Below are 25,996 nucleotides of genomic sequence, written 5' to 3'. Positions count from 1 at the left end.
CGGGCGGGGGCGCCTAACGGTTGGGCGGGGGCGCCTCATAGCTCGGGGGTACGGGTGCGTCGGCGGCCGCGGGCCCGGTGGGGCTTCTCGCGCAGTTCCCCGCGCCCCTAAAAGACCAGGCCCCTGCGGGCCTGAAAGACCACGGCCCTGCGGGCCTGAAAAGCGCGGGGCTCAGCCCCTGCTTTTCAGGGGCGCGGGGAACTGCGCGAGAAGCCCCACCGGAGCCGCAGTCGCCCACGCACCCGCACCCGCACCCGCACCCCCGAGCTACTGGGCGCCCCGCAACACATCCACCAACGCGTACAACCGAGGCGACGCCGCAAGTTCCTCCAGCGTCACCGGCCGCCCCGCCGCGTCGGCGATCGGCAGGCGCCAGTTCGGATACTGATCCCACGTCCCCGGCAGATTCTGCGGACGCCGGTCGCCGAGCGTGTCGGGGAGCCAGAGGCCGATCATGCGGGCGGGCGTGCGGAGCAGGAACCGATGGAGGGCCTGGATCTGCGCTTCCTCGGAGGTCGTGGAGATACCGCCACCGGCGCCTTCCAGCAGCCCGAGCCGGGCGAGCAGGGCCAGCCACTCCCCCGCGTCGGCGCACGCCTCCGCCCGCTCCTCGTCGAGGGACCGCGTGAGCAGGCCGAGCCCGTGGCGGAGGTCGACGTGGTCGCAGGTCAGCCGGGAGGCCGTGGGCGGCAGGTCGTGCGTCGTGGCGGTGGCCAGACAGTTCGCCCGCCAGCGTTCGGGCGGGAGCGGCCGGCCCGTGCCCTCCCAGTCGCGTTCGAACCAGAGGACGGACGTGCCCAGCACCCCACGCGCGTCGAGCGCCTCGCGCACGCCCGGCTCGACCGTGCCCAGGTCCTCGCCGATCACCAGGGCACCGGCCCGCGCGGCCTCCAGGACCAGGATCGCGAGCATGGCGTCGGCGTCGTAGCGGACGTACGTGCCCTCGGTGGGGGCCTGGCCCTGCGGGACCCACCAGAGGCGGAACAGGCCCATGACGTGGTCGATGCGCAGGGCGCCCGCGTGACGCAGCAGGGCGCGCAGCAGGCGGCGGTAGGGGGCGTATCCGGACTCGGCGAGGCGGTCGGGGCGCCAGGGGGGCAGGCCCCAGTCCTGGCCCCGGGAGTTGAAGGCGTCGGGGGGCGCGCCGACGGACATGCCGGCCGCGAAGTACTCCTGCTGGGCCCAGGCGTCCGCGCCGCCGGGGTGGACCCCGACCGCCAGGTCGTGCACTAGGCCGATGGGCATGCCGGCGTCGCGGGCGGAGCGCTGCGCGGTGCCTAGCTGGGCGTCGGTGAGCCAGGCCAGACGGGTGTGGAAGTCGACGCGGTCCATCAACTCGCCGCGGGCGCGGGCGGTTTCGGCTGAGCGCGGGTCGCGCAGGGCCGTGGGCCAGCGCGACCAGTCGGAGCCGTGGACCTCGGCGAGCGCGCACCAGGTGGCGTGGTCCTCCAGCGCCTGGCCCTCCTCGGCGAGGAAGTCCCAGTACGCGGCCCGCCGCCCGGGGCCGAGCGGTACGGCGCGCACCAGTTCCAGCGCCTCCCGCTTGAGGTCCCACACCGCGTCCCGGTCGATCAGCTCGCCCTTGGCCAGCACGGACTCCCGCAGGCGGGCGGCCCGCTCCGGCAGCGCGGCGAGGCGTTCACGGTCGTCGGCGGACGAGGCGGTGGCGGCCTCCGAGAGGGCGTACGGGTACTCGGGTACGTCCTCCACGCGCAGGTGCACGGGGTCCGGATAGCGGCGGGAGGAGGGGCGGTACGGGGAGGGGTCGGTGGGGGCGCCGGGTACGGCCGCGTGCAGCGGGTTGACCTGGACGAATCCGGCGCCGAGGGCACGGCCGGCCCAGGCGGAGAGCTCGGCGAGGTCACCCAGGTCGCCCATGCCCCAACTGCGCCGCGAGAGCAGGGAGTAGAGCTGGACGAGGAGGCCGTAGGTGCGCTCGGGCGGGGCGGGCAGCCGGGCCGGGGCCACGACCAGGTGGGCCTCGGCGGTGCGGCCGTCGGGGGCGGTGGCGCGCAGGGTGTGCACGCCCGGGGGCAGCTCCCGCGTGGTGGAGTGCGTCTCGCCCTGCTCGGTCTCGACGCTCAGCAGGGTGCCGTCGGGGAGGGCGGCGAGCGCGGCGGGGGGCTCGCCGTCGGCCCACTGGACCACGGTGGGCGGCAACAGCCGTGCGTCCAACTGCCGTTCGCGTGCGGCGAGGGCGGTGCGCACGGCCTCGGGGGTGCTCGCGTCGACGTCCAGTGCGGCGAGGACGGCCACGACCGCGCCGTCCGAGGCCGCGACCGCACGGTCCGGGGAGGGGCTGTAGGAGGTGGCGACGCCGTACAGGGCGGCGAGCCGGGCCAGCGGGGTTCCGGGCGCCGGGCCCGAACCCCCTGGATCTTCTGTCATCTAGACCCCCGATGCGGCGCCGTGGGACGTGGGTTCACTGGTGAGGGGAGCCGCGTCGGCGAGGGGCGGCTCGCTGGTGAGCGGGGCCGCGTCCGGGAGCGGCGGTTCGCTGGTGAGCGGGACGTCGGCGCAGGGCCCCTCGGCGCTGAAGACGCACACATGGGGCTCGTGGAGCTCGTAGGGCTCCGCCTCGCGTTTGGAGCGGACCGGGGTAGGGAGGGGGGTGGACGTGGCCACGGGGGCCTCCTAGTCGTCGTACGGCGATGAGGTGCGGGTCCGAGGTACTCCAGCCCTACCCAGTGGGCGCCGCCGCAGACGTGGGTGGGCGGAGATCGTTGCGTTGCTCACACACGCCCACCCACGGGAAAAGCTCTTTTCGCCCAACACGGACAGGCTCGCCCACTTGGGACACACATACGAAAGATCGGTTGACGCGAGCACGACCATCCCATAAATTCACACATTGTTCGAACCAAAGCCAAAGAACATTGCATCCTTCATCATGGGGGTTTTCTTCATGTCCGCGAACATGTCGAAGAAACAGAAGGTAGCAACAGCAGCAGGCATCCTCTCGGCCGTCATGCTCGCAGTGGCTCCGTCCGCACACGCGAGCTGGCGCAGTTCCATCACCGACGCTTCCACCGGCTTCGAGTCCCGCCGCTGGGCCGAGTCGCAGTATTCCGCCCTGTACTTCAAGGACTGCGAAGCTTCCAATGGGAGCTCGAGCACGGACGTGCAGTACTTCCGCGCCGTCGATCTCGCCCCGGACCCCGGTTACGACAACAAGACATTCACCAACTGCTTCAAGGGCGACAACTGGATCAGCCTCGGAGAGTGGCACGAGCTCCCCTCCGGAAACTACTACTTCCAGATCAACAAGATCGGTGGCGGATCCTCGGGAACCCTGGACGTCTACGAGGTGACACAGGACAACACCGCCGACTAGCGAAAGTTCGAACCGTGGGGGCGAAACTCTGTTTTCGCCCCCACGGGCGCGCGTACAGTACTCGAAAGACGTCTTGATGAAATTCAGAACCAGTTGGCGCAGCGGGTGCGCACGATGGGCATTCCCTTTCGCGGCAGCACTCTCGCTTTTCTATTACTTCATCGGAAACGCAAAACCGCCCGCCACCGCTCTCGGTTATGCCCCGACCATCACCAGCGCGCCCATCCTCACCCTGTACGCGTTCGCGTATGCCTTTTCCATGTCGCTGGCCGCCTGGGAAAGCGGACGGCTCCGCAATGCCGGCATCTGGTCTCTGGCCCCCGCCCGTTCCCGGTACCGCGTTGCGGCGAACACCCTGCTTCCCGTCCTGATCACGTCCTGGACGATATTGGTCCTGCCGACCGTTCTGGCCTTGGCCGAGACGACCACGCTGCCCACCTTGGACAGTCTGCGCCTGCTGAGCATGGCCCTGCTTCTCTGCATTGGTCACGCGGTCTGTGGTTTCGCCGTGGGACTGCGCGTGTCCCCTGTCATCGCGGCCCCGGTTCTGGCTGTCGCCACATGGGTCGCGGTCGCCTTCACCTGGACGATCGACCCGCCATGGATTCGGCACGTGTCCGGCCAGTACGCCACCGACATGATGTTCGGCGAGGTCCCCCGACTGGTGTCCCTGCTCCCCCCGATCCTGCTCACGGGCGGCATCGCGGCGGGAGCGGCTCTGCTCTGGTCGCCCCTGCGGTCACGGATCGTCAGGGGCCTGCTCGCTTGTTCGATCGCGGTGGCGGGTCCCGTGGCGGCCTACTCGATAGCACGCGACTGGAGCTACAACCCCCCTCTGCTCACAGGACAGGCTGCGGCACGTTGCCTCGGAGAGGCGCCCAGGATCTGCATGCCCGAGGTGACCGCACACCGTCTTCCTCAAGTGCGCGAGGACATCGAGTCGACGTTGCGAGCCCTCAAATCCGCCGGCGTCACGACCGCTCCCGAACTGATCACCGACCGGTTCATGGACGGACGCTTCTCCGTGCGCTCCACGACGTCGACCTGGCATCTGTCGTTGACCCGTGGCGCCAGTAACGGCACGGTGCGCTATCAGGTCGTCGGTGCCGCGGTCCGCTTCCCCTGTTCCCGACCGCACCTCGCGACAGCTCGCCCGGCGCTGCTCTGGGCGGCCGAGGTCGCCGGACAGGGTGACGCCTTCCGGGAGCGGATGCTCCAAGAACGCGACGGGACGGTCGACAACAGTCCAGAGGCGCTGGCGCGGGTGGAGAAAGTCGTTTCCGAGGTGCAGCGCCAATCCGCCGAGCAGCAGGCCAAGTGGTACAGGAGCACGATCGCCGAAGCCTGCGGTGAAGGAACGTGACCATGTGGTGGGTGAAGGCGCGCCGCGCCCACACCGTACTGGCCGGGTCACTGGCAGGGTTCTTCGTCCTCATTCTGACGTTCCGGAACGGCACGGTGACGCTGCCTTCCCTGACCATCAGTTCAGGTCTCGTGCCTCTCGCCCTCCTTGCTCCCGTCCCCTTGGTGTCCGGTCTGCTCCTGTGCCTGGAGTCCCGGCTCGCCGGCCCTGAAGCCACGGCCGTGAGGGGTGTCGAGAAGCTCGACGCCGCTCTGATCGTCGGCGTGATGGCAGTGACGGTCGTGATGGGCGGGCTGACCGGTCTCGCTCTGGACTCCCCTCCGACGGTCACGACCGGCCGGAATGCCCTGTTCCTCACCGGTCTCGCGTTGTGTGCTCGCCCTGTGATGGGGCTCCCGGCGGTCATGGTTCCCGTCGCCTGGCTGGTCACCACCATCCTGTGCGGATTCCGGGCCACGAACGATCCTCGCCCATGGACCATCATCGCCGAACCCATCACCGCGCCCCACGCTGCGGCGGGGGCCGCACTGGTGTTCCTGGTCGGCCTCATCATCCAGCTCCGCACTTCAAGGACTCCACGGACATGACACTGGAACTGGTGGACTGCACCTACGCCTACAGTCGGCGCAAGGCCCCCATCCTGCGCGACTTCAGCTACGGACTCGCCGACGGGCTGACGATTCTTCTGGGGCCGAACGGAGCGGGTAAGTCCACGCTGCTGAAACTCGCCGCGTCCGTACATCGCCCCAGCTCAGGCACCGTGACCCTGGACGGCGTTCCCTCACACGCCAAGTCCTACCGGCGGGATGTCGCCTGGATGCCCCAGGACATCACCCCCATGCCCTCGCTCACGGCACGCGAGTACGTGGCGTACATCGGCTGGCTGAAAGGAATGGCCCGCGGTCACGCCTGGGACCGGGCCCTCCATGCGCTGGCTCGGGTGGAACTGACCAAGCAGGCCGACATCAGGACCAGCCAGCTCTCCGGCGGTCAGCTGCGACGCGTCGGGGTGGCCGGGGCGCTGGTCCACGACGCACGTGTACTGCTCCTCGATGAACCGACCGCGGGAATGGACCCTCGCCAGAGGCGCGTCTTCAGGGATGTCCTCGGAAATCTGACCGACGACGTGCGGGTTCTGATGTCCACCCATGACGTGGCGGACCTGGCCGAGGAAGCGGACCAAGTGACCGTCCTGTACGGCGGAGAGATCCTGCAGACGGGACCGACACGGTCATTCCTCGCGCACACTCCGCCGGACACCGCACCCGGTCGCGCGGCCGAAGGGGCGTACACGGCGTTGCTCATGCGGCACGGGGCAGAGTGACGGCATCGGTTCAGGGCACGGTGGACCGAGCCCAGCAAGCCAGGCAGTGACCGCGTAGGCGGCGCCCGGATCGGCTCCGACGCCGCCCACGGAAGGATCAGCACCTTCCCGGGTGCTACTTCGGCACCCCTGAGGGTGCGATCGGCGTCGCCCGTTCCGACTGGGGTGAGGCCGTGTTGGCGTAGACCGACGGGGCGGCGACCGCGGCGCTCGGGTCGTCCGTGTCGTCGGGCGCGGCGGCCGGGACGCCGCCGACGATGCGGATGTCGGCCGCGTCGAAGGCCTTCTTGATGCGCCAGCGCAGCTCCCGCTCGACCGTGAGGGCCTTGCCGGGCATGGTCTTGGCGGAGACGCGGACGACCATCGAGTCCAGGAGCACGTCGTCGAGGCCGAGGACCTCGATGGGGCCCCACAGGAGCTCGTTCCAGGGCTCCTCCTTGCTCATCGCCTCGCCGACCTCCGTCAGGGTGCGGCGGACCTTGTCGAGGTCCTCGTCGTAGCGGACGGTGACGTCGACGCCGGCCGTGGCCCAGCCCTGGGAGAGGTTGCCGATGCGCTTGACCTCGCCGTTGCGGACGTACCAGATCTCGCCGTTGTCGCCGCGCAGCTTGGTGACGCGAAGGCCGACCTCGATGACCTCGCCGGAGGCGACGCCCGCGTCGACGGTGTCGCCGACGCCGTACTGGTCCTCCAGGATCATGAAGACGCCGGAGAGGAAGTCCGTGACCAGGTTCCGGGCGCCGAAACCGATGGCGACGCCCGCGACGCCGGCGGAGGCCAGCAGCGGGGCGAGGTTGATCTCGAAGGTGGCGAGGACCATCAGGGCGGCCGTGCCCAGGATCAGGAACGACGCCACCGAGCGCAGCACCGAGCCGATGGCCTGGGAGCGCTGGCGGCGGCGCTCGACGTTGACGAGCAGACCGCCGAGGGTCGGAGTGGTGCCCTCGACGCCCGGGACGGAGCGGTTCATCCGGTCTATCAGCTTGGTGATCGCCCGCCGGACCACCACTCTCAGCACCGCCGCTATCACCACGATCAGCAGGACGCGGAGACCGATGGCCAGCCATGTGGACCAGTTCTCCTCGACCCAGCTGGCGGCGTTGGTCGCGCTCTCCTGGGCGTCCTCCAGCGACGGCACGGCCGGTGTCGTCGTCTCCGAGGGGGACGGCGACGGCGTGGCGGCGGCCAGTAGGAGGGGCAGGGAAGAAACGGGCGACACGGCGGGTACCTCCAGGTGCGTTATCTGCCCTCCGGCACGGCGGTCAAGATCCGTCGGGTCACGGAAAGGTCACCGGACGGGCAGGCCCACCACACTAACGGGGCATTGTGTGGAGGTCCCCGCGATGTCCGAGGGAGACAGGGCGCTCACCAGGGAGTGAAGGGCGCACACGGCGGGGGATGAATGAGGTGTGGTCGAAAACACTCCCAGCCCGTTACCGGGACATGGTGGCGCTTCCACCAGGCCTGAGGGGAGACTGACTACGGATCGTCCACGGCGCGAGCCACGCGCCGCCGGCGTACAAGGAGGCATCCGTGCCGCACGTCCTGGTCCTCAACGCGTCGTACGAGCCGCTCGGCGTCGTACCGCTCCGCCGCGCGCTCGTCCTCGTCCTGGAGAACAAGGCCGTCTCCCTGGAAGAATCCGGCGCCTATCTGCACAGCGCGACCGTCACAGTCCCCGCACCCAGCGTGGTCCGGCTCAAGCGATTCGTCCGGGTTCCCTATCGGGGGCCCGTTCCTCTGACCCGTAGGGCGCTGTTCGCCCGCGACGGGGGCCGGTGCATGTACTGCGGTGGCGTCGCAACCAGCGTCGACCACGTCATCCCGCGCAGTCGCGGGGGCAAGCACGTCTGGGACAACGTCGTCGCGTCGTGCCGCCGTTGCAACCATGTCAAGGCAGACCGCCATCTCGTCGAGATCGGCTGGCGGCTCCGCCACAAACCCGCTCCGCCCACCGGGCTGGCCTGGCGCATCATCGGCACGGGCCATAGGGACCCGCGCTGGCTGCCCTACCTGCAGCCGTACGGCGCGGACGACGCGCTGGCCCGGATCGACGGCATCTCCGCCTGACGGTCCGGGTTTTTGCATGGCCGGGTGCCCTCGCCGCAGGGGCACCCGGCACGCATCGTGGGGGCCTCCGGAACGCTCACATCCGCTTGACCTGCATCTTCGGAACCGTCTTCACAGGTACCCCGCATTCCCCTCGCACACATGATCGCCTAGTGTCACCCCCAACAGTGGGCCCTTGTTCTGGAGCGCAACGCCCAGGGGCCCGCTTCGAATGTGGGGACTCATGCGCAAGCTCGCCATAGGCGCCGCCGTGTCCGGCGCCCTGGCTCTCACCGGCCTGGCCGCGCCCGCCGCGCTGGCCGACTCGCCGGACCTGACCTTCGGCGCCATCACGGTCAACAACGGCAAGCCGATCGTGGTCGGCACCAAGGCCGCCGTCACCGTGCCGGTCACGTACAGCTTCACCCGGCCGACCGAATTCAAGATCGACTACACGAACAACGCCCTGGGCATCGCCCTCTACCGGGGCAGGCTCGCGGAGCCCGACAACGCCATCGAGGGCTCCTCCAAGAAGCCTTCCTGCACCACGACGGCGACGACCGACACCACGGTGACCGAGTCCTGCTCGACGAAGCTCACCGTCGATCCCCGGATGTACCTCTTCGAGGGCGCGGACGCCACCACCTGGAAGGCCGCCGCCGTCTACTTCGAGGCGGCCGAGGACAGCGACGACTCCGACGACCACATCGGCATGCACCTCGGGAGCGACATCTGGGGCAACCTCGGCACCGCCAAGCTCCAGCGGCTCGCCAAGGCCACCGTCAACGCCACCCCCGAGCCGGCCGTCAAGGGCAAGAGCCTGACCGTCAAGGGCACGCTGACCCGCGCGAACTGGAGCACCGGCAAGTACGCGGGCTACAAGGGCCAGAAGGCGACCCTCCAGTTCAAGGCCAAGGGCGCCACCGCCTACACGGACGTGAAGACGGTGACCTCCGGCACGGCGGGCGCCCTGTCCACCGCCGTGAAGGCGTCGAAGGACGGCTCCTACCGGTACAGGTTCGCGGGTACGACCACCACCGCGGCCGTGACGTCCGCGGCGGACTTCGTCGACGTGAAGTGACATGAGGTAACGCCTCTCCCGAGGCAACGTCTCTCCCGCATTGCGGACACCGCCCCCAGGTAACGACTCCGTTGCCCGGGGGCGGTTTTTGTTGGCCGGATATTGACGCTCACCTGGTCTAGTCCTATCGTCCTGGCATCCGACAGGAAACTTTCCTAACAGTTGGGCAGGTGGCGGACCATGGCAGGAACCCCCCGCGTACTGCGCGCCATGAACGACCGCGCCGCACTCGATCTGTTGCTGGAGCACGGGCCGCTCTCCCGGACGCGCCTCGGCAAGCTGACGGGACTGTCCAAGCCGACCGCCTCTCAGCTCCTGGCCCGCCTCGAAGCCGCCGGACTCGTGATCGCCACGGGCACCGGCACGGACGGGTCCGGTACCGCCGGCAGCGGCTCGGGTACGGGCCGACCCGGCCCCAACGCCCAGCTCTACGCGGTCGACCCGACCGCCGCATACGCCGCCGGCCTCGACGTCACCCCCGAACGCGTCCTGGCCGCCGTCGCCGACATCACCGGCCGCACGGTCGGCGAGCACGCCGTCCCCACCCCCGGACGCCGCGCCGCCGAACCCGTCGTACGGCAGGTCACCACCGCCCTCGACGGGGCGATCAAGGCCGCCGGGCTCACCCGGCCCGATGTGCGCCGGATGGTCATCGGCACGCCGGGCGCCTTCGATCCCACCACCGGGCGGCTGCGGTACGCCTCGCACCTGCCCGGCTGGCACTCCCCCGCCCTCCTCGACGAACTCGCCGCCGCGCTGCCGATGCCGGTGGAGTACGAGAACGACGTGAACCTCGCCGCGCTCGCCGAACAACGGCTGGGCTCGGCCAAGGGCCACGACGACTTCGTGCTGCTGTGGAACGAGGGCGGCCTCGGCGCCGCGGTCGTCCTCGGCGGACGGCTGCACCGGGGGTTCACCGGGGGCGCCGGCGAGGTCGGCTTCCTGCCGGTCCCCGGCGTGCCGCTGGTCCGCCATGTCACCAAGGCGAACAGCGGCGGCTTCCAGGAACTCGCCGGTTCGCAGATCATTCCCCGGCTCGCCCGCGAACTGGGGATCTCCCCTATCCCGGACGGGCCCTACGCCGAGGTCGCGACGGCGCTGGTGGCCCGCGCCGCCGACATCGACTCCGGGTCCCACCGTCAACTTCTGGCCACGTACGCCACGGGGCTCGCGACGGGTATCGCGTCGCTCGTGGCCGTACTCGATCCCCAACTCGTCGTGCTCAGCGGTACGGCGCTGACCGCCGGCGGTGAGCCGCTGCGGGCGCTCGTCGAGGCCGAGTTGGCGGAGCTGGCGGCTTCCCGGCCGCGGCTCGTGCTCGGTGACGTACGTGAAAACCCTGTACTGCGGGGCGCGTTGGAGAGCGCGCTCGCGGCCACGCGTGACGAGGTCTTCGACACGCTGACGCTCCGCTGAGTTCGGCCGCGTTTCAGGTCGTTCGACAACTGCCGGCCCGTCGTGGCTGGTCGCGCCCACGCGGCGAAGCCACACATCGATACAGCCTCGCGCCCCTTGGGGTTTCCCGGGCGCGCCCCCTTCCTTCCAGGTCACCCCTCCCCTCCCTCAGGAGACTCCGCCATGTCCGGAATATCCAAGAACGCGGCGATCGCTCTCGCCGCCACCGCCTCCCTCGCTCTCCTCGCCACCGCCTGCACGGGGCAGTCCGAGTCCACCGCCTCGGACGACCCGAACGCCAGGACGACGATCACCTTCTGGCACGGGTGGAGCGCGCCCGGTGAGGTGAAGGCGATCCAGGCGAACGTGGACCGGTTCGAGAAGCAGCACCCGAACATCACGGTGAAGGTCGTCGGGAACATCAACGACGACAAGCTCAACCAGGCGCTGCGAGCGGGCGGTTCGAACGGGCCGGACGTCGTGTCCTCGTTCACCACGTCCAACATCGGCAAGTTCTGCTCCTCCGGGGCCTTCGCCGATCTGAAGCCCTTCATCGAGAAGTCGAAGCTCGACCTCGACAAGATCATCCCGAAGCCGATGCTGGACTACACCCAGTTCGAGGGCACCCGGTGCGCGCTGCCGCTGCTGGGGGACGCGTACGGGCTGTACTACAACAAGGACGCGTTCGAAAAGGCCGGCATCAAGGCGCCGCCGAAGACGTGGTCGGAGTTCGCGGAGGTCGCGAAGAAGCTGACCAAGGCCAAGGGCGACAGCTACTCCCAGCTGGGCTTCATGCCGAACTATCACGGCTACGAGACGGTCGTGGACCACTACATGTCGCAGTGGGACCACGCCTACTTCGACGCGGACGGCAAGTCGAACATCGCCAAGGACCCGGCGTTCGCGGAGATGTTCACGTACCAGAAGAAGCTCGTGGACTCGCTCGGCGGCTTCGCGAAGCTGGAGAAGTACCGGAACACCTTCGGCGACGAGTGGGGCGCCAAGCACCCGTTCCAGACCGGTCAGGTGGCCATGCAGCTGGACGGTGAGTGGCGGCTCGGGATGGCCGAGGCCGCCGGGACGGACTTCGAGATCGGCACCGCCCCGATGCCGGTGGCCGACGACGAGGTGGACGAGTACGGCAAGGGCTTCCTCTCCGGCACGATCATCGGCATCGCCCCGCAGAGCGAGAAGCAGAACGCGGCCTGGGAGCTGGTGAAGTACCTGACGACCGACACCGAGGCCGTCGTCTCCTTCGCCAACGCCATCCACAACGTGCCGTCCACGTTCGCGGCCCTGAAGTCGCCCGACCTGAAGGTGGACGAGGGCTTCCGGACCTTCCTCGACATCGCCCAGAACAAGCACTCGAACACCCCGCCCGCCTCCGTCAACGGCTCCACGTACCAGACGACGCTGCAGGACTTCGGCTACCAGTACGAATCCGGCAAGGTGACGGACCTTCGCAAGGGCCTGGAGAAGACCGCGAAGCAGATCGACACCGACATCGCGCAGGCGAAGTAGCGCCCGGTGTCCACGCTCACTCTCCGCACGAAGCGCCGCAGGTCGGCGCTTCGGACGGTGGCCTTCCTGTCACCGTGGCTCATCGGGTTCGCCGTCTTCTTCGCCTACCCCCTGGTGTCCACCGTCTACTTCTCCTTCATGAAGTACGACGGCTTCGGCGCCCCCCAGTTCCGCGGCCTCGGCAACTGGTCCTATGTCTTCCACGACTATCCGATGTTCTGGCCGGCCCTGCGCAACACGCTCTGGCTCGTGCTGGTCATGGTCACCTGCCGGGTGGCCTTCGGGCTCGGCGTCGGTCTGCTGATCACCAAGATCAAGACCGGGACGGGTGTGTTCCGCACCCTGTTCTATCTGCCGTACCTCGCCCCGCCGGTCGCCGCGACGCTGGCCTTCGTCTTCCTCCTCAACCCCGGGACCGGGCCGGTCAACTCGGTCCTCGACGGGCTGGGCCTGCCGACGCCCGGCTGGTTCACCGACCCCGCCTGGTCCAAGCCGGCGCTCACCGCGCTCGCACTGTGGGGCGTGGGCGATCTGATGGTCATCTTCATGGCCGCGCTGCTCGACGTCCCGAAGGAGCAGTACGAGGCCGCCGAGCTGGACGGGGCGTCGGCCTGGCAGCGGTTCCGGTTCGTGACACTGCCGAGCATCTCGCCGATCGTGATGTTCGCCGTGGTCACGGGCGTGATCCAGACCATGCAGTACTACACACAGCCCCTGGTGGCCGGGAAGGTCGCCTCCGGCATCATCGGCGGCTCCGGGCAGCAGTTCGAGCCGGGCTACCCGGACAAGTCGACCCTGACGCTGCCCCAGCTCGTCTACAACCTGGGCTTCCAGCGCTTCGACTACGGCTCCGCCTGCGTGGTCGCCCTCGTGCTGTTCGCCCTGTCGATGGTGTTCACCGCGCTGCTGATGCGGCGCCGGGGCGGACTGATCGGAGCGGGTGAGTGATGACCCAGGTACTCGACAAGCCGGTGGAGTTGACCGCCGTGCCGTCCAGCGAGCGGACCGCCCGCCGCCGGGCCCTGCTGGAGTGGATCGCCGTCCACTCCCTGGGCGTGGCCGCCGCGCTCTTCTTCACCCTGCCCTTCGTCTTCGTCGTGCTCACCTCGCTGATGAGCGACCAGCAGGCGCTCACCCGCGATCTGCTGCCGGACACCTGGGAGTGGGGCAACTACCGGCAGGTGCTGGACACCCCCGGCTTCCTGACCTGGTGGCGGAACACCCTGATCTACGCGGGCCTCGGCACGGTCCTCACCGTCGTGTCGTCCGTGCCCGTGGCGTACGCGCTCGCCAAGTTCCGCTTCCGGGGCCGTAGTCTGGCGCTGATGCTGGTCATCTCGATGATGATGCTGCCGCCGCAGGTGGTGGTGATCCCGATGTACCTGTTCTGGGCCAAGCAGCTGGACCTGTCCGGTTCGCTGTGGCCGCTGATCATCCCGATGGCGTTCGGGGACGCGTTCTCCATCTTCCTGCTGCGGCAGTTCCTGATGACCATCCCGAACGAGTACCTGGACGCGGCCCGGGTCGACGGCTGCGGCGAACTGCGCACCCTGCTGCGGGTCGTCCTGCCGATGGCGAAGCCGGGCATCGCGGCCGTCGCGCTCTTCCAGTTCTTCTACGCCTGGAACGACTACTTCGGACCGCAGATCTACGCCTCCGAGAACCCGGCCGCCTGGACGCTCAGTTACGGCCTGGAGTCCTTCAAGGGCGCGCACCACACCGACTGGAACCTGACCATGGCCGCGACCGTGCTGGTCATGGCCCCCGTGATCCTCGTGTTCTTCTTCGCGCAGAAGGCGTTCGTCGAAGGCGTCACCCTGACCGGAGTTAAGGGTTGATACAGCTATGAAGCTCACCGTGGTCGGCGGAGGCTCGACCTACACCCCCGAACTCGTCGACGGGTTCGCCCGGCTCAGGGACACGCTGCCGATCGAGGAGCTGGTGCTCGTCGATCCGGCCGCCGACCGGCTGGAGCTGGTCGGCGGTCTGGCCCGCCGGATCTTCGCCCGGCAGGGGCACCCGGGCCGCATCGTCACCACCGGTGACCTGGACCGGGGCGTCGAGGGCGCGGACGCCGTGCTCCTGCAGCTCCGCGTCGGCGGCCAGGCAGCCCGTGAGCGGGACGAGACCTGGCCGCTGGAGTGCGGCTGTGTCGGTCAGGAGACCACCGGCGCCGGCGGCCTGGCGAAGGCGCTGCGCACGGTCCCGGTCGTCCTGGACATCGCCGAGCGCGTGCGCCGGACCAACCCGGACGCCTGGATCATCGACTTCACCAACCCGGTGGGCATCGTGACCCGCGCCCTGCTCGGGGCCGGCCACAAGGCGGTCGGCCTGTGCAACGTGGCGATCGGCCTGCAGCGGAAGTTCGCCGCCCATCTCGGGGTGGCCCCCGCCGAGGTCCACCTGGACCATGTGGGCCTCAACCACCTCACCTGGGAGACCGGGGTCCGCCTCGGCGGCCCCGCGGGCGAGGACGTCCTGCCGAAGCTGCTGGCCGACCACGGCGAGCTGATCGCGGCCGACCTGCGTCTGCCCCGCCCGGTGCTGGACCGCCTCGGTGTGGTCCCGTCCTACTACCTGCGCTACTACTACGCCCACGACGAGGTCGTACGGGAGCTGGGGACCAAGCCGTCCCGGGCCGCCGAAGTGGCCGCGATGGAGCGGGAGTTGCTGGAGATGTACGCCGAGCCCGCGCTCGACGAGAAGCCCGCGCTGCTCGCCCGGCGGGGCGGGGCCTTCTACTCGGAGGCCGCCGTGGACCTCGCCGCGTCGCTGCTGGGCGACGGGGGCAGCCCGTACCAGGTGGTGAACACCCGCAACGGCGGCACGCTGCCGTTCCTGCCCGCCGACGCGGTGATCGAGGTGCAGGCGGCCGTGGGTCCGGACGGCGCGGTCCCGCTGCCGGTGCCGACCGTGGATCCGCTGTACGCGGGCCTGATGGCGAACGTGACCGCGTACGAGGACCTGGCCCTCGACGCGGCCCTGCGCGGCGGCCGGGACCGAGTGTTCCGGGCTCTGCTCTCCCATCCCCTGATCGGCCAGTACGCGTACGCCGAGGCCCTCACCGACCGACTGCTCGCACACAACCGGGAGCACCTCGCGTGGGCATGAGCGACGGCGTGCGCGGGAGTTCGCCCGAGGACGCCCACGCCAATTCGGGCGCGGGCGTGCGCGGGAGCGCGCTCGGCGGCGGGCGCGGGCGTGAGGGCTGGCGCGGGAGTGTGCTCGCCGTCGATGCCGGCAACAGCAAGACCGACGTGGCCGTGATCGCGCCCGACGGGGAGGTGCTGGGCATGGCGCGCGGCGGCGGGTTCCAGCCGCCGACGGTCGGCGTGACCACGGCGGTCGACGGCCTCGCGGAGATCGTCGGGCGGGCCTTCGCCGAGGCCGGGATCGGCTCGGTCGACCATGTCTCGGCGTGTCTCGCGAACGCCGACTTCCCCGTGGAGGAACAGGGGCTGGCGGCGGCGCTGCGCACGCGCGCGTGGGGCACGACCGTCGAGGTCCGCAACGACACCTTCGCGATCCTGCGGGCCGGCGTGTCCGAGCCCCGGGGCGTGGCGGTGGTGTGCGGTGCCGGCGTGAACTGCGTCGGCATGCGCCCCGACGGCCGCACCGCCCGCTTCCCCGCGCTGGGGCGCATCTCCGGCGACTGGGGCGGCGGTTGGGGCCTGGCCGAGGAGGCGATGTGGCACGCGGCCCGCGCCGAGGACGGCCGGGGAGGTCCCACCGCGCTCGCCGGGACGCTGCCCGCGCACTTCGGCCTGGACACCGTGTACGCCCTGGTCGAGGCCCTGCACCTGGGGCACATCCCGGCCGTACGCCGTCATGAGCTGACCCCGGTCCTCTTCGCCACGGCGGCCGACGGCGACCCGGTGGCCCGCTCGCTGGTGGACCGCATGGCCGAGGAGGTGGTGGCCATGGCGACGGTGGCCCTGACCCGCCTGGACCTCCTCGGTGAGGAGACCCCCGTCCTCCTCGGCGGCGGGGTCCTCGCCGCCCGGCATCCCCTTCTCGACGCCCGGATCCGCGAGGCACTGGCCGCCGCCGCGCCCAAGGCGGTCCCCCGGGTGGTCACGGCCGCCCCGGTGCTGGGCGCGGCACTGCTCGGGCTCGACCACGTGGGCGCGCCGCGCGACGTGCACGCGCGCGTGCGGGCGCACTACGAGAAGGGCTGACCCCGCTCCCGCGCCACCTCCGGATCTCCCCCGCGAACACGTTCGAACCCCCAGGGAACCGAACCCGATCGAAGCGCGTATTCATGGGCAGGGGGTGGTGCGGGAAGCCTTGTGCTGCGCCGGAATTCGACAAGCACAGCGCCTACGGACACGATCGGGGAACAAGATCGAGTCAGGGTCTGTGCGTTGTCAGTCCCGACGGCGATACTTGCGGCCGTGCACCTCTGTCCGTGCGAGCGGGCGGAAGCGATGGACGGATGACCAGGGGGAGGTCAGGTGACATTCACGCCGGAGGGCAGCGCGGCACCGACGGCACCACCCACGGGCCCCGCCGTGCCGCCTCAGGCCGCACCCGCGTCGAGGACCCCCGTGCCGCCGCCCCCGGCCCCGGACGGCGGGCCGCCCCGCCGGACCGCTTTCGCCGAGGGCGTCGACCGGCTGCGCGCCGCGGCGACCACCGAGCCCGGCCGGCTGCGCATCATCGGCGCCGTCCTCGCCCTCCTGGTCGTCGCGTTCGGCTCGGTCACCGCCTGGCAGATGAACGACCGCGCGGCCGCCGCCGACGACGTGCTCCACGGCAGCCAGCCGCTCAGCTCGGCCGCCGCCGAGATCTACAGTTCGCTGGCCGCTGCCAACACGGCCGCCTCCAGCGGATTCCTCGCGGGCGGCCAGGAGACCGAGGAGTCGCGGGAGGACTACGAGCGGGAGATGGGGGAGGCCGCTAAGCAGCTGGCTCTCGCCGCGACCGCGTCGGAGTCCGGCTCCGACTCCGAGGAACGCATCGCCAAGCTGAACGCCCTGCTGCCCGAGTACAAGGGCCTGGTCGAGCGGGCCCGCGCCAACAACCGGCTGGGCTACCCCCTGGGCGGCGCCTATCTGCGCTACGCGAACGACAAGATGCAGGGCATGCTCGAAGAGGCGCAGAGCATCTACGACAACGAGAACGAGCGGCTCCGCGACGACTACGCGGAAGCCACGGCCTATCCCTGGGCCGCGCTCGGTCTCGGGGTCCTCGCCATCGGCGGCCTCGTCTGGGCCCAGCGCCGCAACTACCGGCGCACCAACCGGGTGTTGAACCACGGCCTGGTCGCGGCGACCGCCGCCTCCACCGTCGTCCTGCTGTGGCTGGCCGGCGGTCACACCGTCGCCCGAGCCGGGCTGAACGACTCCTACGACCACGGGGTGCGGTCGCTGACCGTCCTCAACGACGCCCGCATCGCCTCCCTCACCGCCCGGGGCAACGAGAACCTGACGCTCATCAGCCGGGGGGCGGAGACCGACAAGAACGCCAAGGGCGAGGTCGTGGACAAGTTCGACCTCCGCTTCGACATGAGCATGGCCACGCTCAGGAAACAGCTGGCCGACGCCGAGAGCCTCGCCGACGACGCCAGCGGCGAGAAGCCCCTGAAAGCCGCAGGCGCCGGCATGGCGGAGTGGCTGACTCGGCACGGGAGCGCCCGCGAGGCCGACGAGCAGGGCGACTACCAGTGCGCCCTCAGCCAGGTGATCGGCGGCGCCGCGACGACCGAGTGCCCGCAGGGCGACAAGCCGACGGGCGAGTGCTTCGACGAGGTCGACGACAATCTCGACGCCGCGAGCAAGCACGAGAAGAGCGAGTTCGAGCTGGCGGCCGCGAGCGGCCGTGACGCGATGCTCGGACTCCCCGTGGGCGCCGCCGTCCTGGCGGTGCTGGGCGCGGCGGGCGCGGTGCTGGGCATCGGGCGCAGGCTTTCGGAGTACCGGTGACGACGGCGGGAGGAGACTCGGTGGAAGGAGGAGCGATGAATGCGGTACGGCGCCTGCGGGCCGGTCTCAGGGGCTGGGGCGGCGTGGGCGCGATGGCGGTTCTCTGCGCCCTGACCCTGGTCTTCGCCCTGGTGCTTCCGGTGAAGGGCACCCGCGGCGACGGGGCGGCGGGCACCGGCGCCCAGGGGGTCGCCCGGGGCACGCAGGCGCGGGCGGACGAGTGCACGGACGCCACGTCCCAGGACCAGAGTCTGCGCCCCTCCAGGAACGAATCCGGACCGACGATCGCCGAGATCGAAAAGCGTGGTTATCTCCGGATCGGCATCGATCAGAACAGCTTCCGCTGGGGCTACCGCGACCCGAACAACACGAAGGCGGACGCCGAGCTGGAGGGCTTCGACATCGATCTCGCGCACCGGATCGCCGAGGAGATCCTGGGCGACCGGACGAAGGTCCGTTTCCGAGCGGTGCCGACGAACCAGCGCGTCCACGCGATCCAGGAGAAGCAGGTCGACATGGTGGTCCGCACCATGACCATCAACTGTGACCGGATGGCGGACGTCGCCTTCTCCCAGCCGTACTTCAGGACCGGCCAGCAGTTGCTGGCGCCCAAGTCCTCGACGATCAAGGGCTACGACAAGACGCTGGCGAACAAGACGATCTGCACGGCGGCCACTTCCACCGCGTGGAAGCGGCTGACGGCCGACGAGGAGAAAGGCTCCCTCGTCGCCTCCGCCGTCATCTACCCCCCGGTCCCCAACCAACTCGACTGCCTGGTGAGGCTCCAACTCGGTGAGGTCGACGCCGTGGTCACCGACGGCGCCCTCGCCGCGAGCCAGGCGGCGCAGGACCCGACCGTCGACCTCAAGGGCGAGCCGTTCACGACCGAGTACTACGGCGTGGCGATGAACCTGGACGCGGACGATCTGGTACGCCGGGTCAATCAGGTGCTGGTGGACTACCTCAAGGACGGCTGGCAGGACTCGTACGACGCCTGGCTGTCCGGGACGCTCGGCGACGACTCGGCGCAGTCCCGGCCGCCTTCGCCCCAGCAGTACAGGGACTGACGTACCGGGACCGATGTACGAGGACCGCATTCAGAGGACCGCATTCAACTGACGGACACCGACAGCAGCGAGAGGTGATCGATGGGCGTCGCGGGATCCACCGGGCCGGTGATGGACCGGGACGAGGTGGACCGTGCGCTCGCGCGGCTCGGCGCGGAGCACGAGGCCATCGAGACCTCGCTGCTCGCCCTGCAGGACCACGCGGGCCGCAGGCTGCTCGAAGGCGCCGAGCTGACCGGCGTCACCAAGGAGCGCTGGACCGCCGCGGACGCGTCGATCACGCTGCTGTGGGCGTACTTCGACGCGTACACGGACGCGTTGCACAGCGCCCGGGAGATCCGTTCGCGGCGCCGCTGGTCCAGCCGTGAGGACCTGGTGGAGCTGACCGAACTGCTGCGCGGCGAGGCGGTCACGGTCGCCGGGTCCACGACGGCGATGGCGAACGCGCCGACGCTGCAGGGCACGACCCGCCTCAGCGAACAGTTCTCGCTGGCCACGCTGGTGGACCGGATGAACGACCTGTACGCGGCCTCGCTGGACATGGTCGTGGCCGCCGACGCGGTGTGGTCCGCGCTGCCCGCCAGGATCGATCTCCTGGCCGCCGAACTCCAGCGCACCCGTCAGCTCGCGCACTCCGTGGGCGTACGCCCCGGCGAGCACCCGGCAGGCGACGACCTGGAGCGGATCACCCGTACCCTGACCCGGCTCCGTGAGCAGGTCGTCTCGGACCCGCTGGCCTTCTGGGTGCCCACGCCGGGCAGTTCGGCGCCCGGTGGCGGCCGCCCGGACACCTCCACGTACGACCGTGAGGCACGGGCCCTAGAGGACGTGCGGCGGGAGATCGACGCCGTGCTGACGGTCCGCCAGGACGCGGAGGCCCGGCTGATGAAGCTGCGGGACGTCCTCAGCCGCGCGGACCGCACGCTCGCCGAGGCGCGCAGCGCGCGCGGTGAGGTGCTGGCGAAGATCGCCGCGACGGAGGTGCCCGTGGTGAGCGGCCCGCCGACGGTGCTGCAGGAGCAGTTGGCGATGGCGGCGGAGTACCGCAGACACGCGCAGTGGCACCGGCTCTCCCCGCTCCTGGAGTCCCTGGAGCAGAAGGCCGACGACGAACTGCTGCGGGCCCGCGAGTCGTTGACGGCAGTCACCGCGCCGCTGGCGGTCCGCGCGGAGCTGCGCGGCCGGCTCGACGCCTACAAGGCGAAGGTCGCCCGGCACGGCTTCGCGGAGGACTCGCTGCTGGTCGAGCGGTACGACGCGGCGCGCCGCATGCTGTGGAGCGCCCCGTGTGATCTGCGCGTCGCGGAGATGGCGGTGCTGCGCTACCAGCAGGCCGCCGCCGAGCTGCTGGGCCAGTCGGTGCCGGCCCGGCGTGCGCCCCAGGACCGGAGGGAGGAGCAGTCGTGAGTCAGACACAGGAGAGCCCGACAGGCGAAGAGGCCGCGCGGCAGTCGTGTCAGCGCCCCGGTTGCTCGGGTTCGTACGAGGACGTGGGCGGCGGCGAGCTGTACTGCGACGAGTGCGGTCTGGCGCCGGTCGTCTCGGCGAGCGGCATGGTCAACTCGCCGCCCACCGGCATCACCGGGGGCGGGCGGGGCTCGCGCGGCTCCAGTTCCAGCAGTTCGCGCTCCTCGCGCTCGTCCGCGCGCTCCTCGCAGTCCCGGCGCTCGGTCTCCGGCCGGCTCTCACGTGCCCTGTCGGGCCGGTCGACGGGCCGCTCGGTATCGGTGCGCAGCTCCGGCAAGACCGCCAGTTCCTCCGGGCGGGCGCGGCTCGGTGTCGGGCTCGTCCAGGTTCCGGACGTGCCGCGCCCGGATCCGCGCTCGATGGTCCTGGAGAGCGCCGAGGTGCCCGAGCGGAAGCGGTTCTGCTCGCGTTCCGACTGCGGGGCACCGGTCGGGCGGGCGCGCGGAGAGCGGCCGGGGCGCACGGAGGGCTTCTGCACCAAGTGCGGCCACCCGTACTCCTTCGTGCCGAAGCTGCACTCGGGCGACATCGTGCGCGGCCAGTACGAGGTCGTGGGCTGTCTGGCGCACGGCGGCCTGGGCTGGATCTACCTGGCCATAGACCGGGCGGTGTCGGACCGCTGGGTGGTGCTGAAGGGCCTGCTGGACACGGGCGACCAGGACGCGATGGCCGCCGCGATCTCCGAGCGCCGCTTCCTCGCCGAGATCGAGCACAACAACATCGTCCGCATCTACAACTTCGTCGAGCACCTCGACCAGCGCACCGGTTCGCTGGACGGGTACATCGTCATGGAGTACGTCGGCGGCAAGTCGCTGAAGGAGATCGCCAACGGCCGCCGTACGGCCGACGGGCGCCGCGATCCGCTGCCGGTGGAGCAGGCGTGCGCGTACGGCATCGAGGCGCTGGAGGCGCTCGGTCACCTGCACAGCCGCAACCTGCTGTACTGCGACTTCAAGGTCGACAACGCGATCCAGACCGAGGACCAGCTCAAGCTGATCGACATGGGCGCGGTCCGCAGGATGGACGACGACGAGTCGGCCATCTACGGCACCGTCGGCTACCAGGCCCCCGAGGTCGCCGACGTGGGCCCGTCGGTCGCCTCCGACCTCTACACGGTCGCCCGGACGCTCGCGGTGCTCACCTTCGACTTCCAGGGCTACACGAACGTGTTCGTGGACTCCCTGCCCGACCCGGACAACATCGAGGTCTTCCGCCAGTACGAGTCCTTCTACCGGCTGCTGGTACGTGCCACCGACCCCGACCCGGCCCGACGGTTCGCCTCCGCGCAGGAGATGTCGGAGCAGTTGACGGGTGTCCTGCGGGAGGTCGTCTCCCTGCAGACGGGCCGGGCCCGTCCCGCCCTGTCGACGATCTTCGGGCCCGAGGTGAAGGTCACGGACACGGAGCTGTTCGCGAAGCTGGACGGGGATGTGTCCCGGCTGGGCACGCGCCGCGACAAGCCGACCACCAGGAACGGTGGTTCGCCTTCCGGTACGCCCCCGCTGCTGACCGCCGGCGCCGCCGTCCCCGCCCCCCGGCTCACCCGACAGCTCGACACCGCCGCCGCGGCCCTCGCGCTGCCCGTGCCGCGCGTGGACCCGGGGGACCCCAACGCCGGGTTCCTGGCGGGGCTGATGACCTCCGCGCCGACCGAGCTGATCACGGCGCTGCACGCGGCCCCCAGCGGCTCGCTGGAGCTGCGGCTGCGCGAGCTGCGGGCCCGCCTGGAGATGGCCGAGTTCACCATCGCCCTGGCCACCCTGGACGCCCTGGAGCGGGACCACCCCGACGACTGGCGGGTGGTCTGGTACCGGGGCGTGGCCGCGCTCGCCACCGGCGACCACGAGAACGCCGCGCTGTCCTTCGACGCGATCTACGACGCCTTCCCGGGCGAGCCGGCCCCCAAGCTGGCCCTCGGCCTGTGCGCCGAGGTGCTGGGGCAGCTGGACAACGCCGCCGAGTACTACCGCCTGGTGTGGACGACCGACCCCAGCTTCGTCAGCGCCGCGTTCGGGCTCGCCCGGGTGCGGCTGGCCGCCGGGGACCGGCAGAACGCCGTCCGGACCCTGGAGTCCGTACCGGAGGCGTCGATCCACTACACCGCCGCCCGGGTCGCCGCCGTACGGGCGCGGCTCAGACACCGTACGGAGGCGACGCTCGGAGCCGTAGCGGCGCCGCCCTCGGCCGGGACCGCCGAAACCGCGCCGGACGCGCCGTTCCTGGACGATCTGACCGCGGCCGCCGGGCAGGTCGAGGCGCTCGGCGGGTACGGTCTGGACGCGGTGCGCCGTGAGCAGTTGTCCACAGAGGTCCTCGGCTGCGCCCTGGACTGGGTACTCTCCGGAAGCCAGGGTGCCGCGCCCCCGGCCGGCGAGCGGGTGCTGCTCGGCAGCACGCTGGACGAGCGCGGCCTCCGCTTCGGACTGGAGCGGTCGTACCGCACACTGGCCCGGCTCGCCCAAGGCGGCGAGGAGAGGATCGACCTGGTGGAACGTGCCAACCGTTACCGCCCCCGGACGTGGGTGTAGTTGATGTCGCAGATGCCCCAGCCGACCGCGCTGACGAAGTGCCCGATCTGCGAGTGGCCCCTCGCCTCGGACGACCGCTTCTGCGGTGCGTGCGGCCATGACCTCTCGGCCGTCCCCGTACCGCCGGGGGATCACCCGACGCTCACCATGAACGGGACGGCGGGCGACGCGCCCGACGCGGCGTCGCCCGTGGACTGGCCGCTCGCCTCCCCGCCCAGCTCCGACACGCCCCCGCCGGTGGTCCGCCCCACCGACATCCCGGGCACCGACTCCGGCGGCGGCGAACTGCCCGGACCGGGGCGGGGCGTACGGTTCGACCGGCCCCGCGAGCCCGACGAGTACCCGCTGGCCGCGCCCCAGCCGCCGGACCCGCGCACCACCGACCTCGCCACCCCTCCGGCCGGGATGAAGGTGTGCGTGGCCTGCCGCGCGGGACATGTCGACCGGGACGGCTACTGCGAGAACTGCGGGCACGCCCAGCCCCGGGAACGCGACCACATGGAACTGGAGTTGGGCGCGGTCGCCGCGGTCAGCGACCGGGGCCTGCGCCACCACCGCAACGAGGACGCGTTCGCGATCTCCTCGACCGCGCTGCCCGACGGCTCCCCCGCGGTCGTCGCGATCGTCTGCGACGGCGTGTCCTCCGCGACCCGCCCCGACGACGCCTCGCTCGCCGCGGCCCGCGCCGCCAACGAGACGGTCCTGGACTCGCTGCCGCGCGGCACCCACCCGCAGCAGGCCATGCACGACGCGATCATCGCCGCCGCGACCGCCGTCAACGCCCTGGCCGAGGAACCGGAGACGGCCCAGGAGCACACCCCGCACCAGAACGCGCCGGCCTGCACCATCGTCGGCTCGATCGTCACCCCGAGCCTCCTCGTCGTCGGCTGGGTCGGCGACAGCCGCGCCTACTGGGTACCGGTGGACCGCAGCGCACCCCCGGCCCGGCTCACCGAGGACGACTCGTGGGCGGCGCAGATGGTGTCCGCGGGACTGATGAACGAGGCCGAGGCCTACGCCGACGAGCGCGCCCACGCGATCACCGGCTGGCTCGGCGCGGACGCGTACGAACTGGAGCCGCACACCGCTTCCTTCAAGCCGGACCGGCCGGGTGTAGTGGTGGTGTGCACCGACGGACTGTGGAACTACGCCGAGGCCGCCGAGGACATGGCCGAGGCCGTGCCCCTGGACGCGGCCGAGCGGCGGTTGCACTGCGCGCAGGTCCTGGTCGGCCGCGCCCTCGACGGAGGTGGCCACGACAACGTAACAGTGGCGATCCTGCCGTTCCCGGCCCCTCCTCAGGGGGCAGGATCGGCCTGAGGGTGCTCGCGGGCCGGGTGCTCACGAGCCGGGCGCTCGTGGGACGGGTGCGCGCGGGCGTCTCGGCGGCCGGACGGGAAGGCCGACGGACCGGAGGGGACCGGTCCGGGACGGGCACGACAGTCATCACCCCACGTGCCGTGGGGCCATCAGTGGGGCTGCTAGGGGGATCTGAGTAGGCATGGCCAATTTCTCGAAGTCGAACGTGCCGCAGTTCTCGGTCGAGGTGTACCAGAACGAGTACCTGCCCGAGGGCGGCCGTGAGGTGAACGCCATCGTGACGGTCAGCGCGACCGGCGGCGGCACCATCGGCAGCGCGGTCGCCGCACCGCACCTGTACTCGCCCGGGCAGGGCCCGTCCGCCGCCGTGGCGCTCATGGTCGACTGCTCGGGGTCGATGGACTACCCGCCGACCAAGATGCGCAACGCCCGGGACGCGACGGCCGCCGCGATCGACACCCTGCGCGACGGCGTCCACTTCGCCGTGATCGACGGCACCCACGTGGCCCGGGAGGTCTATCCCGGCGGGGGCCGGCTGGCGGTCGCCGACTCCGCCACCCGCGAGCAGGCCAAGCAGGCGCTGCGCAGGCTCAGCGCGGGCGGCGGCACCGCCATCGGCACCTGGCTGAAGCTCGCCGACCGGCTGCTCGCCTCGGCGGACGTCGCCATTCGTCACGGCATCCTGCTCACCGACGGCCGCAACGAGCACGAGTCCCCGGAGGACCTGAAGGCCGCGCTGGACGCCTGTGCCGGACGGTTCACGTGTGACGCGCGTGGAGTGGGCACCGACTGGGAGGTGAAAGAGGTCACGGGCATCGCCTCCGCGCTGCTCGGCACCGCCGACATCGTCGCCGACCCGGCCGCCCTGTCCGCCGACTTCACACAGATGATGGAGACGGCCATGGGCAAGGAGGTCGCGGACGTCGCGCTGCGACTGTGGACCCCGGTCGGCACACAGATCAAGTTCGTGAAGCAAGTGGCCCCCACGGTCGAGGAGTTGACCGACCGTCGCACCGAGGCCGGACCGCGCGCCGGGGACTACCCGACCGGCTCGTGGGGGGACGAGTCCCGCGACTACCACGTGTGCGTCGAGGTCCCGGCCGCGAACCTCGGCCAGGAGATGCTGGCCGCCCGGGTCTCCCTCGTCATCCCGCAGCCCGACGGCACCGCGCAGAACCTCGGCGCCCAAGGTCTGGTGAAGGCCGTGTGGACCGACGACATGGTCGCGTCCACGTCGATCAACCCCCAGGTCGCGCACTACACAGGTCAGGCCGAACTGGCACAAGTCATCCAGCAGGGTTTGGACGCCCGCAAATCCGGAGATTTCGACGGAGCAACGGCCAAGCTCGGCCGTGCCGTTCAGCTCGCCAGCGCCTCGGGGAACGCCGATACTGCGAAACTGCTTGCGAAGGTGGTGGACGTGGTCGACGCGGCGACAGGTACTGTGCGACTGAAGGCGAAGGTCACGGAGGCCGACGAGATGACTCTCGAGACACGGTCGACAAAGACTGTTCGTGTAAAGAAGTAGCTGTAAGCAAACAGGAAACACCCGGAAACACCGCTGCACAGAGCCTGGCTCCCCCACCGGGGATCCGGACGGAAGCGGCCACACCGGCCCGTCGC

The 25,996-nt window shown here is 70.7% G+C and carries 23 protein-coding genes; 18 read left to right on the top strand and 5 right to left on the bottom strand.

Going from position 1 to position 25,996, the window contains the following annotated elements:
* Positions 1-267: 267 nt before the first annotated feature.
* From malQ to PUR53_RS44615, 3 genes are all read right to left on the bottom strand, one after another.
* Positions 268-2,388 carry a 4-alpha-glucanotransferase gene (gene malQ, locus PUR53_RS44625; RefSeq protein WP_329912299.1) on the bottom strand — a complete coding sequence of 707 codons (2,121 nt, stop codon included), beginning with the start codon at positions 2,386-2,388 and terminating at the stop codon, positions 268-270.
* A complete protein-coding gene (locus PUR53_RS44620; protein WP_239754332.1) occupies positions 2,389-2,625 on the bottom strand; it encodes a hypothetical protein in 237 nt (78 codons plus the stop codon).
* A gap of 219 nt (positions 2,626-2,844) precedes the next feature.
* Positions 2,845-2,970 carry a hypothetical protein gene (locus PUR53_RS44615; protein ID WP_329912298.1) on the bottom strand — a complete coding sequence of 42 codons (126 nt, stop codon included), beginning with the start codon at positions 2,968-2,970 and terminating at the stop codon, positions 2,845-2,847.
* On the opposite strand from PUR53_RS44615, the gene PUR53_RS44610 reads away from it, so the two are divergent.
* The 4 genes from PUR53_RS44610 to PUR53_RS44595 all read left to right on the top strand — a co-directional run bounded on the left by PUR53_RS44610 (position 2,969) and on the right by PUR53_RS44595 (position 6,021).
* Positions 2,969-3,334, top strand: a complete 366-nt coding sequence (locus PUR53_RS44610; protein ID WP_329912297.1) for a hypothetical protein — start codon at positions 2,969-2,971, stop codon at positions 3,332-3,334. The genes PUR53_RS44615 and PUR53_RS44610 overlap by 2 nt on opposite strands.
* A 76-nt stretch (positions 3,335-3,410) precedes the next feature.
* A complete protein-coding gene (locus PUR53_RS44605; RefSeq protein WP_329899485.1) occupies positions 3,411-4,697 on the top strand; it encodes a DUF7224 domain-containing protein in 1,287 nt (428 codons plus the stop codon).
* Between the two features lie 2 nt (positions 4,698-4,699).
* The gene (locus PUR53_RS44600) at positions 4,700-5,284 is read left to right on the top strand and encodes a hypothetical protein (RefSeq protein WP_329899484.1); all 585 of its coding nucleotides are present in this window, start codon (positions 4,700-4,702) and stop codon (positions 5,282-5,284) included.
* Positions 5,281-6,021: an ATP-binding cassette domain-containing protein gene (locus PUR53_RS44595; RefSeq protein ID WP_329899483.1), complete on the top strand. Its 741-nt coding sequence runs from the start codon at positions 5,281-5,283 to the stop codon at positions 6,019-6,021. The genes PUR53_RS44600 and PUR53_RS44595 overlap by 4 nt, the downstream gene beginning before the upstream one ends.
* Positions 6,022-6,136: 115 nt before the next feature.
* Here PUR53_RS44595 and PUR53_RS44590 read toward each other — a convergent pair whose 3' ends face one another.
* A complete protein-coding gene (locus PUR53_RS44590) occupies positions 6,137-7,240 on the bottom strand; it encodes a mechanosensitive ion channel family protein (protein WP_329899482.1) in 1,104 nt (367 codons plus the stop codon).
* 314 nt (positions 7,241-7,554) lie between these two features.
* On the opposite strand from PUR53_RS44590, the gene PUR53_RS44585 reads away from it, so the two are divergent.
* From PUR53_RS44585 to PUR53_RS44535, 11 genes are all read left to right on the top strand, one after another.
* Positions 7,555-8,091, top strand: a complete 537-nt coding sequence (locus PUR53_RS44585) for an HNH endonuclease (protein WP_033526416.1) — start codon at positions 7,555-7,557, stop codon at positions 8,089-8,091.
* A gap of 223 nt (positions 8,092-8,314) precedes the next feature.
* The gene (locus PUR53_RS44580; protein WP_329912296.1) at positions 8,315-9,151 is read left to right on the top strand and encodes a hypothetical protein; all 837 of its coding nucleotides are present in this window, start codon (positions 8,315-8,317) and stop codon (positions 9,149-9,151) included.
* Between the two features lie 180 nt (positions 9,152-9,331).
* Positions 9,332-10,567, top strand: coding sequence for an ROK family transcriptional regulator (locus PUR53_RS44575; RefSeq protein ID WP_329912295.1), 1,236 nt, complete (start codon positions 9,332-9,334; stop codon positions 10,565-10,567).
* 162 nt (positions 10,568-10,729) lie between these two features.
* Entirely contained in the window at positions 10,730-12,067 is a 1,338-nt protein-coding gene (locus PUR53_RS44570; protein ID WP_329899479.1) for an ABC transporter substrate-binding protein, read from the top strand.
* A 6-nt stretch (positions 12,068-12,073) separates the two neighbouring features.
* Complete coding sequence (locus PUR53_RS44565; protein ID WP_329912294.1) at positions 12,074-13,015, top strand: carbohydrate ABC transporter permease; 942 nt, start codon at positions 12,074-12,076, stop codon at positions 13,013-13,015.
* A complete protein-coding gene (locus PUR53_RS44560; protein ID WP_329899477.1) occupies positions 13,015-13,905 on the top strand; it encodes a carbohydrate ABC transporter permease in 891 nt (296 codons plus the stop codon). Before PUR53_RS44565 ends, PUR53_RS44560 begins: the two co-directional genes overlap by 1 nt.
* 7 nt (positions 13,906-13,912) lie before the next feature.
* The gene (locus PUR53_RS44555; RefSeq protein WP_329912293.1) at positions 13,913-15,178 is read left to right on the top strand and encodes a 6-phospho-beta-glucosidase; all 1,266 of its coding nucleotides are present in this window, start codon (positions 13,913-13,915) and stop codon (positions 15,176-15,178) included.
* A gap of 110 nt (positions 15,179-15,288) precedes the next feature.
* Entirely contained in the window at positions 15,289-16,245 is a 957-nt protein-coding gene (locus PUR53_RS44550) for an N-acetylglucosamine kinase (protein ID WP_329912373.1), read from the top strand.
* Between the two features lie 276 nt (positions 16,246-16,521).
* Positions 16,522-17,991: a hypothetical protein gene (locus tag PUR53_RS44545; protein ID WP_329899475.1), complete on the top strand. Its 1,470-nt coding sequence runs from the start codon at positions 16,522-16,524 to the stop codon at positions 17,989-17,991.
* A 35-nt stretch (positions 17,992-18,026) separates the two neighbouring features.
* The gene (locus PUR53_RS44540) at positions 18,027-19,058 is read left to right on the top strand and encodes a glutamate ABC transporter substrate-binding protein (RefSeq protein WP_329899474.1); all 1,032 of its coding nucleotides are present in this window, start codon (positions 18,027-18,029) and stop codon (positions 19,056-19,058) included.
* Positions 19,059-19,139: 81 nt separating this feature from the next.
* Positions 19,140-20,465 (top strand): hypothetical protein, encoded by a 1,326-nt coding sequence (locus PUR53_RS44535; RefSeq protein ID WP_329899473.1) that lies wholly within the window; start codon positions 19,140-19,142, stop codon positions 20,463-20,465.
* 49 nt (positions 20,466-20,514) lie between these two features.
* Here PUR53_RS44535 and PUR53_RS48450 read toward each other — a convergent pair whose 3' ends face one another.
* Positions 20,515-20,802 carry a hypothetical protein gene (locus tag PUR53_RS48450; RefSeq protein WP_443078218.1) on the bottom strand — a complete coding sequence of 96 codons (288 nt, stop codon included), beginning with the start codon at positions 20,800-20,802 and terminating at the stop codon, positions 20,515-20,517.
* Between PUR53_RS48450 and PUR53_RS44530 the strand changes: the two genes are divergently transcribed.
* From PUR53_RS44530 to PUR53_RS44520, 3 genes are all read left to right on the top strand, one after another.
* On the top strand, positions 20,786-23,053 hold the full coding sequence (locus PUR53_RS44530; protein WP_443080438.1) for a tetratricopeptide repeat protein: 2,268 nt from the start codon (positions 20,786-20,788) through the stop codon (positions 23,051-23,053). The two genes, PUR53_RS48450 and PUR53_RS44530, sit on opposite strands and share 17 nt — an antisense overlap.
* A gap of 3 nt (positions 23,054-23,056) precedes the next feature.
* Positions 23,057-24,373: a PP2C family serine/threonine-protein phosphatase gene (locus tag PUR53_RS44525; protein ID WP_329899471.1), complete on the top strand. Its 1,317-nt coding sequence runs from the start codon at positions 23,057-23,059 to the stop codon at positions 24,371-24,373.
* 181 nt (positions 24,374-24,554) lie between these two features.
* The gene (locus tag PUR53_RS44520; protein WP_329899470.1) at positions 24,555-25,901 is read left to right on the top strand and encodes a vWA domain-containing protein; all 1,347 of its coding nucleotides are present in this window, start codon (positions 24,555-24,557) and stop codon (positions 25,899-25,901) included.
* The last annotated feature ends 95 nt before the right edge of the window (positions 25,902-25,996 follow it).

It is taken from the genome of Streptomyces sp. SP18BB07, from assembly GCF_036322545.1.
Lineage (GTDB): Bacteria > Actinomycetota > Actinomycetes > Streptomycetales > Streptomycetaceae > Streptomyces > Streptomyces deccanensis.
The sequence above is the reverse complement of the archived record's forward strand: the minus strand, read 5'-3'. Positions and strand labels throughout refer to the sequence as shown.

Excerpts from the sequence above, each read along its gene's own strand:
- PUR53_RS44575 (WP_329912295.1), top strand. The coding sequence starts at position 9,332 with ATGGCAGGAACCCCCCGCGTACTGCGCGCCATGAACGACCGCGCCGCA.
- PUR53_RS44560 (WP_329899477.1), top strand. The coding sequence starts at position 13,015 with ATGACCCAGGTACTCGACAAGCCGGTGGAGTTGACCGCCGTGCCGTCC.
- PUR53_RS44610 (WP_329912297.1), top strand. The coding sequence starts at position 2,969 with ATGCTCGCAGTGGCTCCGTCCGCACACGCGAGCTGGCGCAGTTCCATC.
- PUR53_RS44615 (WP_329912298.1), bottom strand. The coding sequence starts at position 2,970 with ATGACGGCCGAGAGGATGCCTGCTGCTGTTGCTACCTTCTGTTTCTTC.
- PUR53_RS44540 (WP_329899474.1), top strand. The coding sequence starts at position 18,027 with ATGAATGCGGTACGGCGCCTGCGGGCCGGTCTCAGGGGCTGGGGCGGC.
- malQ (WP_329912299.1), bottom strand. The coding sequence starts at position 2,388 with ATGACAGAAGATCCAGGGGGTTCGGGCCCGGCGCCCGGAACCCCGCTG.
- PUR53_RS44595 (WP_329899483.1), top strand. The coding sequence starts at position 5,281 with ATGACACTGGAACTGGTGGACTGCACCTACGCCTACAGTCGGCGCAAG.
- PUR53_RS44580 (WP_329912296.1), top strand. The coding sequence starts at position 8,315 with ATGCGCAAGCTCGCCATAGGCGCCGCCGTGTCCGGCGCCCTGGCTCTC.
- PUR53_RS44600 (WP_329899484.1), top strand. The coding sequence starts at position 4,700 with ATGTGGTGGGTGAAGGCGCGCCGCGCCCACACCGTACTGGCCGGGTCA.
- PUR53_RS44525 (WP_329899471.1), top strand. The coding sequence starts at position 23,057 with ATGTCGCAGATGCCCCAGCCGACCGCGCTGACGAAGTGCCCGATCTGC.
- PUR53_RS44555 (WP_329912293.1), top strand. The coding sequence starts at position 13,913 with ATGAAGCTCACCGTGGTCGGCGGAGGCTCGACCTACACCCCCGAACTC.
- PUR53_RS44605 (WP_329899485.1), top strand. The coding sequence starts at position 3,411 with ATGAAATTCAGAACCAGTTGGCGCAGCGGGTGCGCACGATGGGCATTC.
- PUR53_RS44570 (WP_329899479.1), top strand. The coding sequence starts at position 10,730 with ATGTCCGGAATATCCAAGAACGCGGCGATCGCTCTCGCCGCCACCGCC.
- PUR53_RS44520 (WP_329899470.1), top strand. The coding sequence starts at position 24,555 with ATGGCCAATTTCTCGAAGTCGAACGTGCCGCAGTTCTCGGTCGAGGTG.
- PUR53_RS44535 (WP_329899473.1), top strand. The coding sequence starts at position 19,140 with ATGGGCGTCGCGGGATCCACCGGGCCGGTGATGGACCGGGACGAGGTG.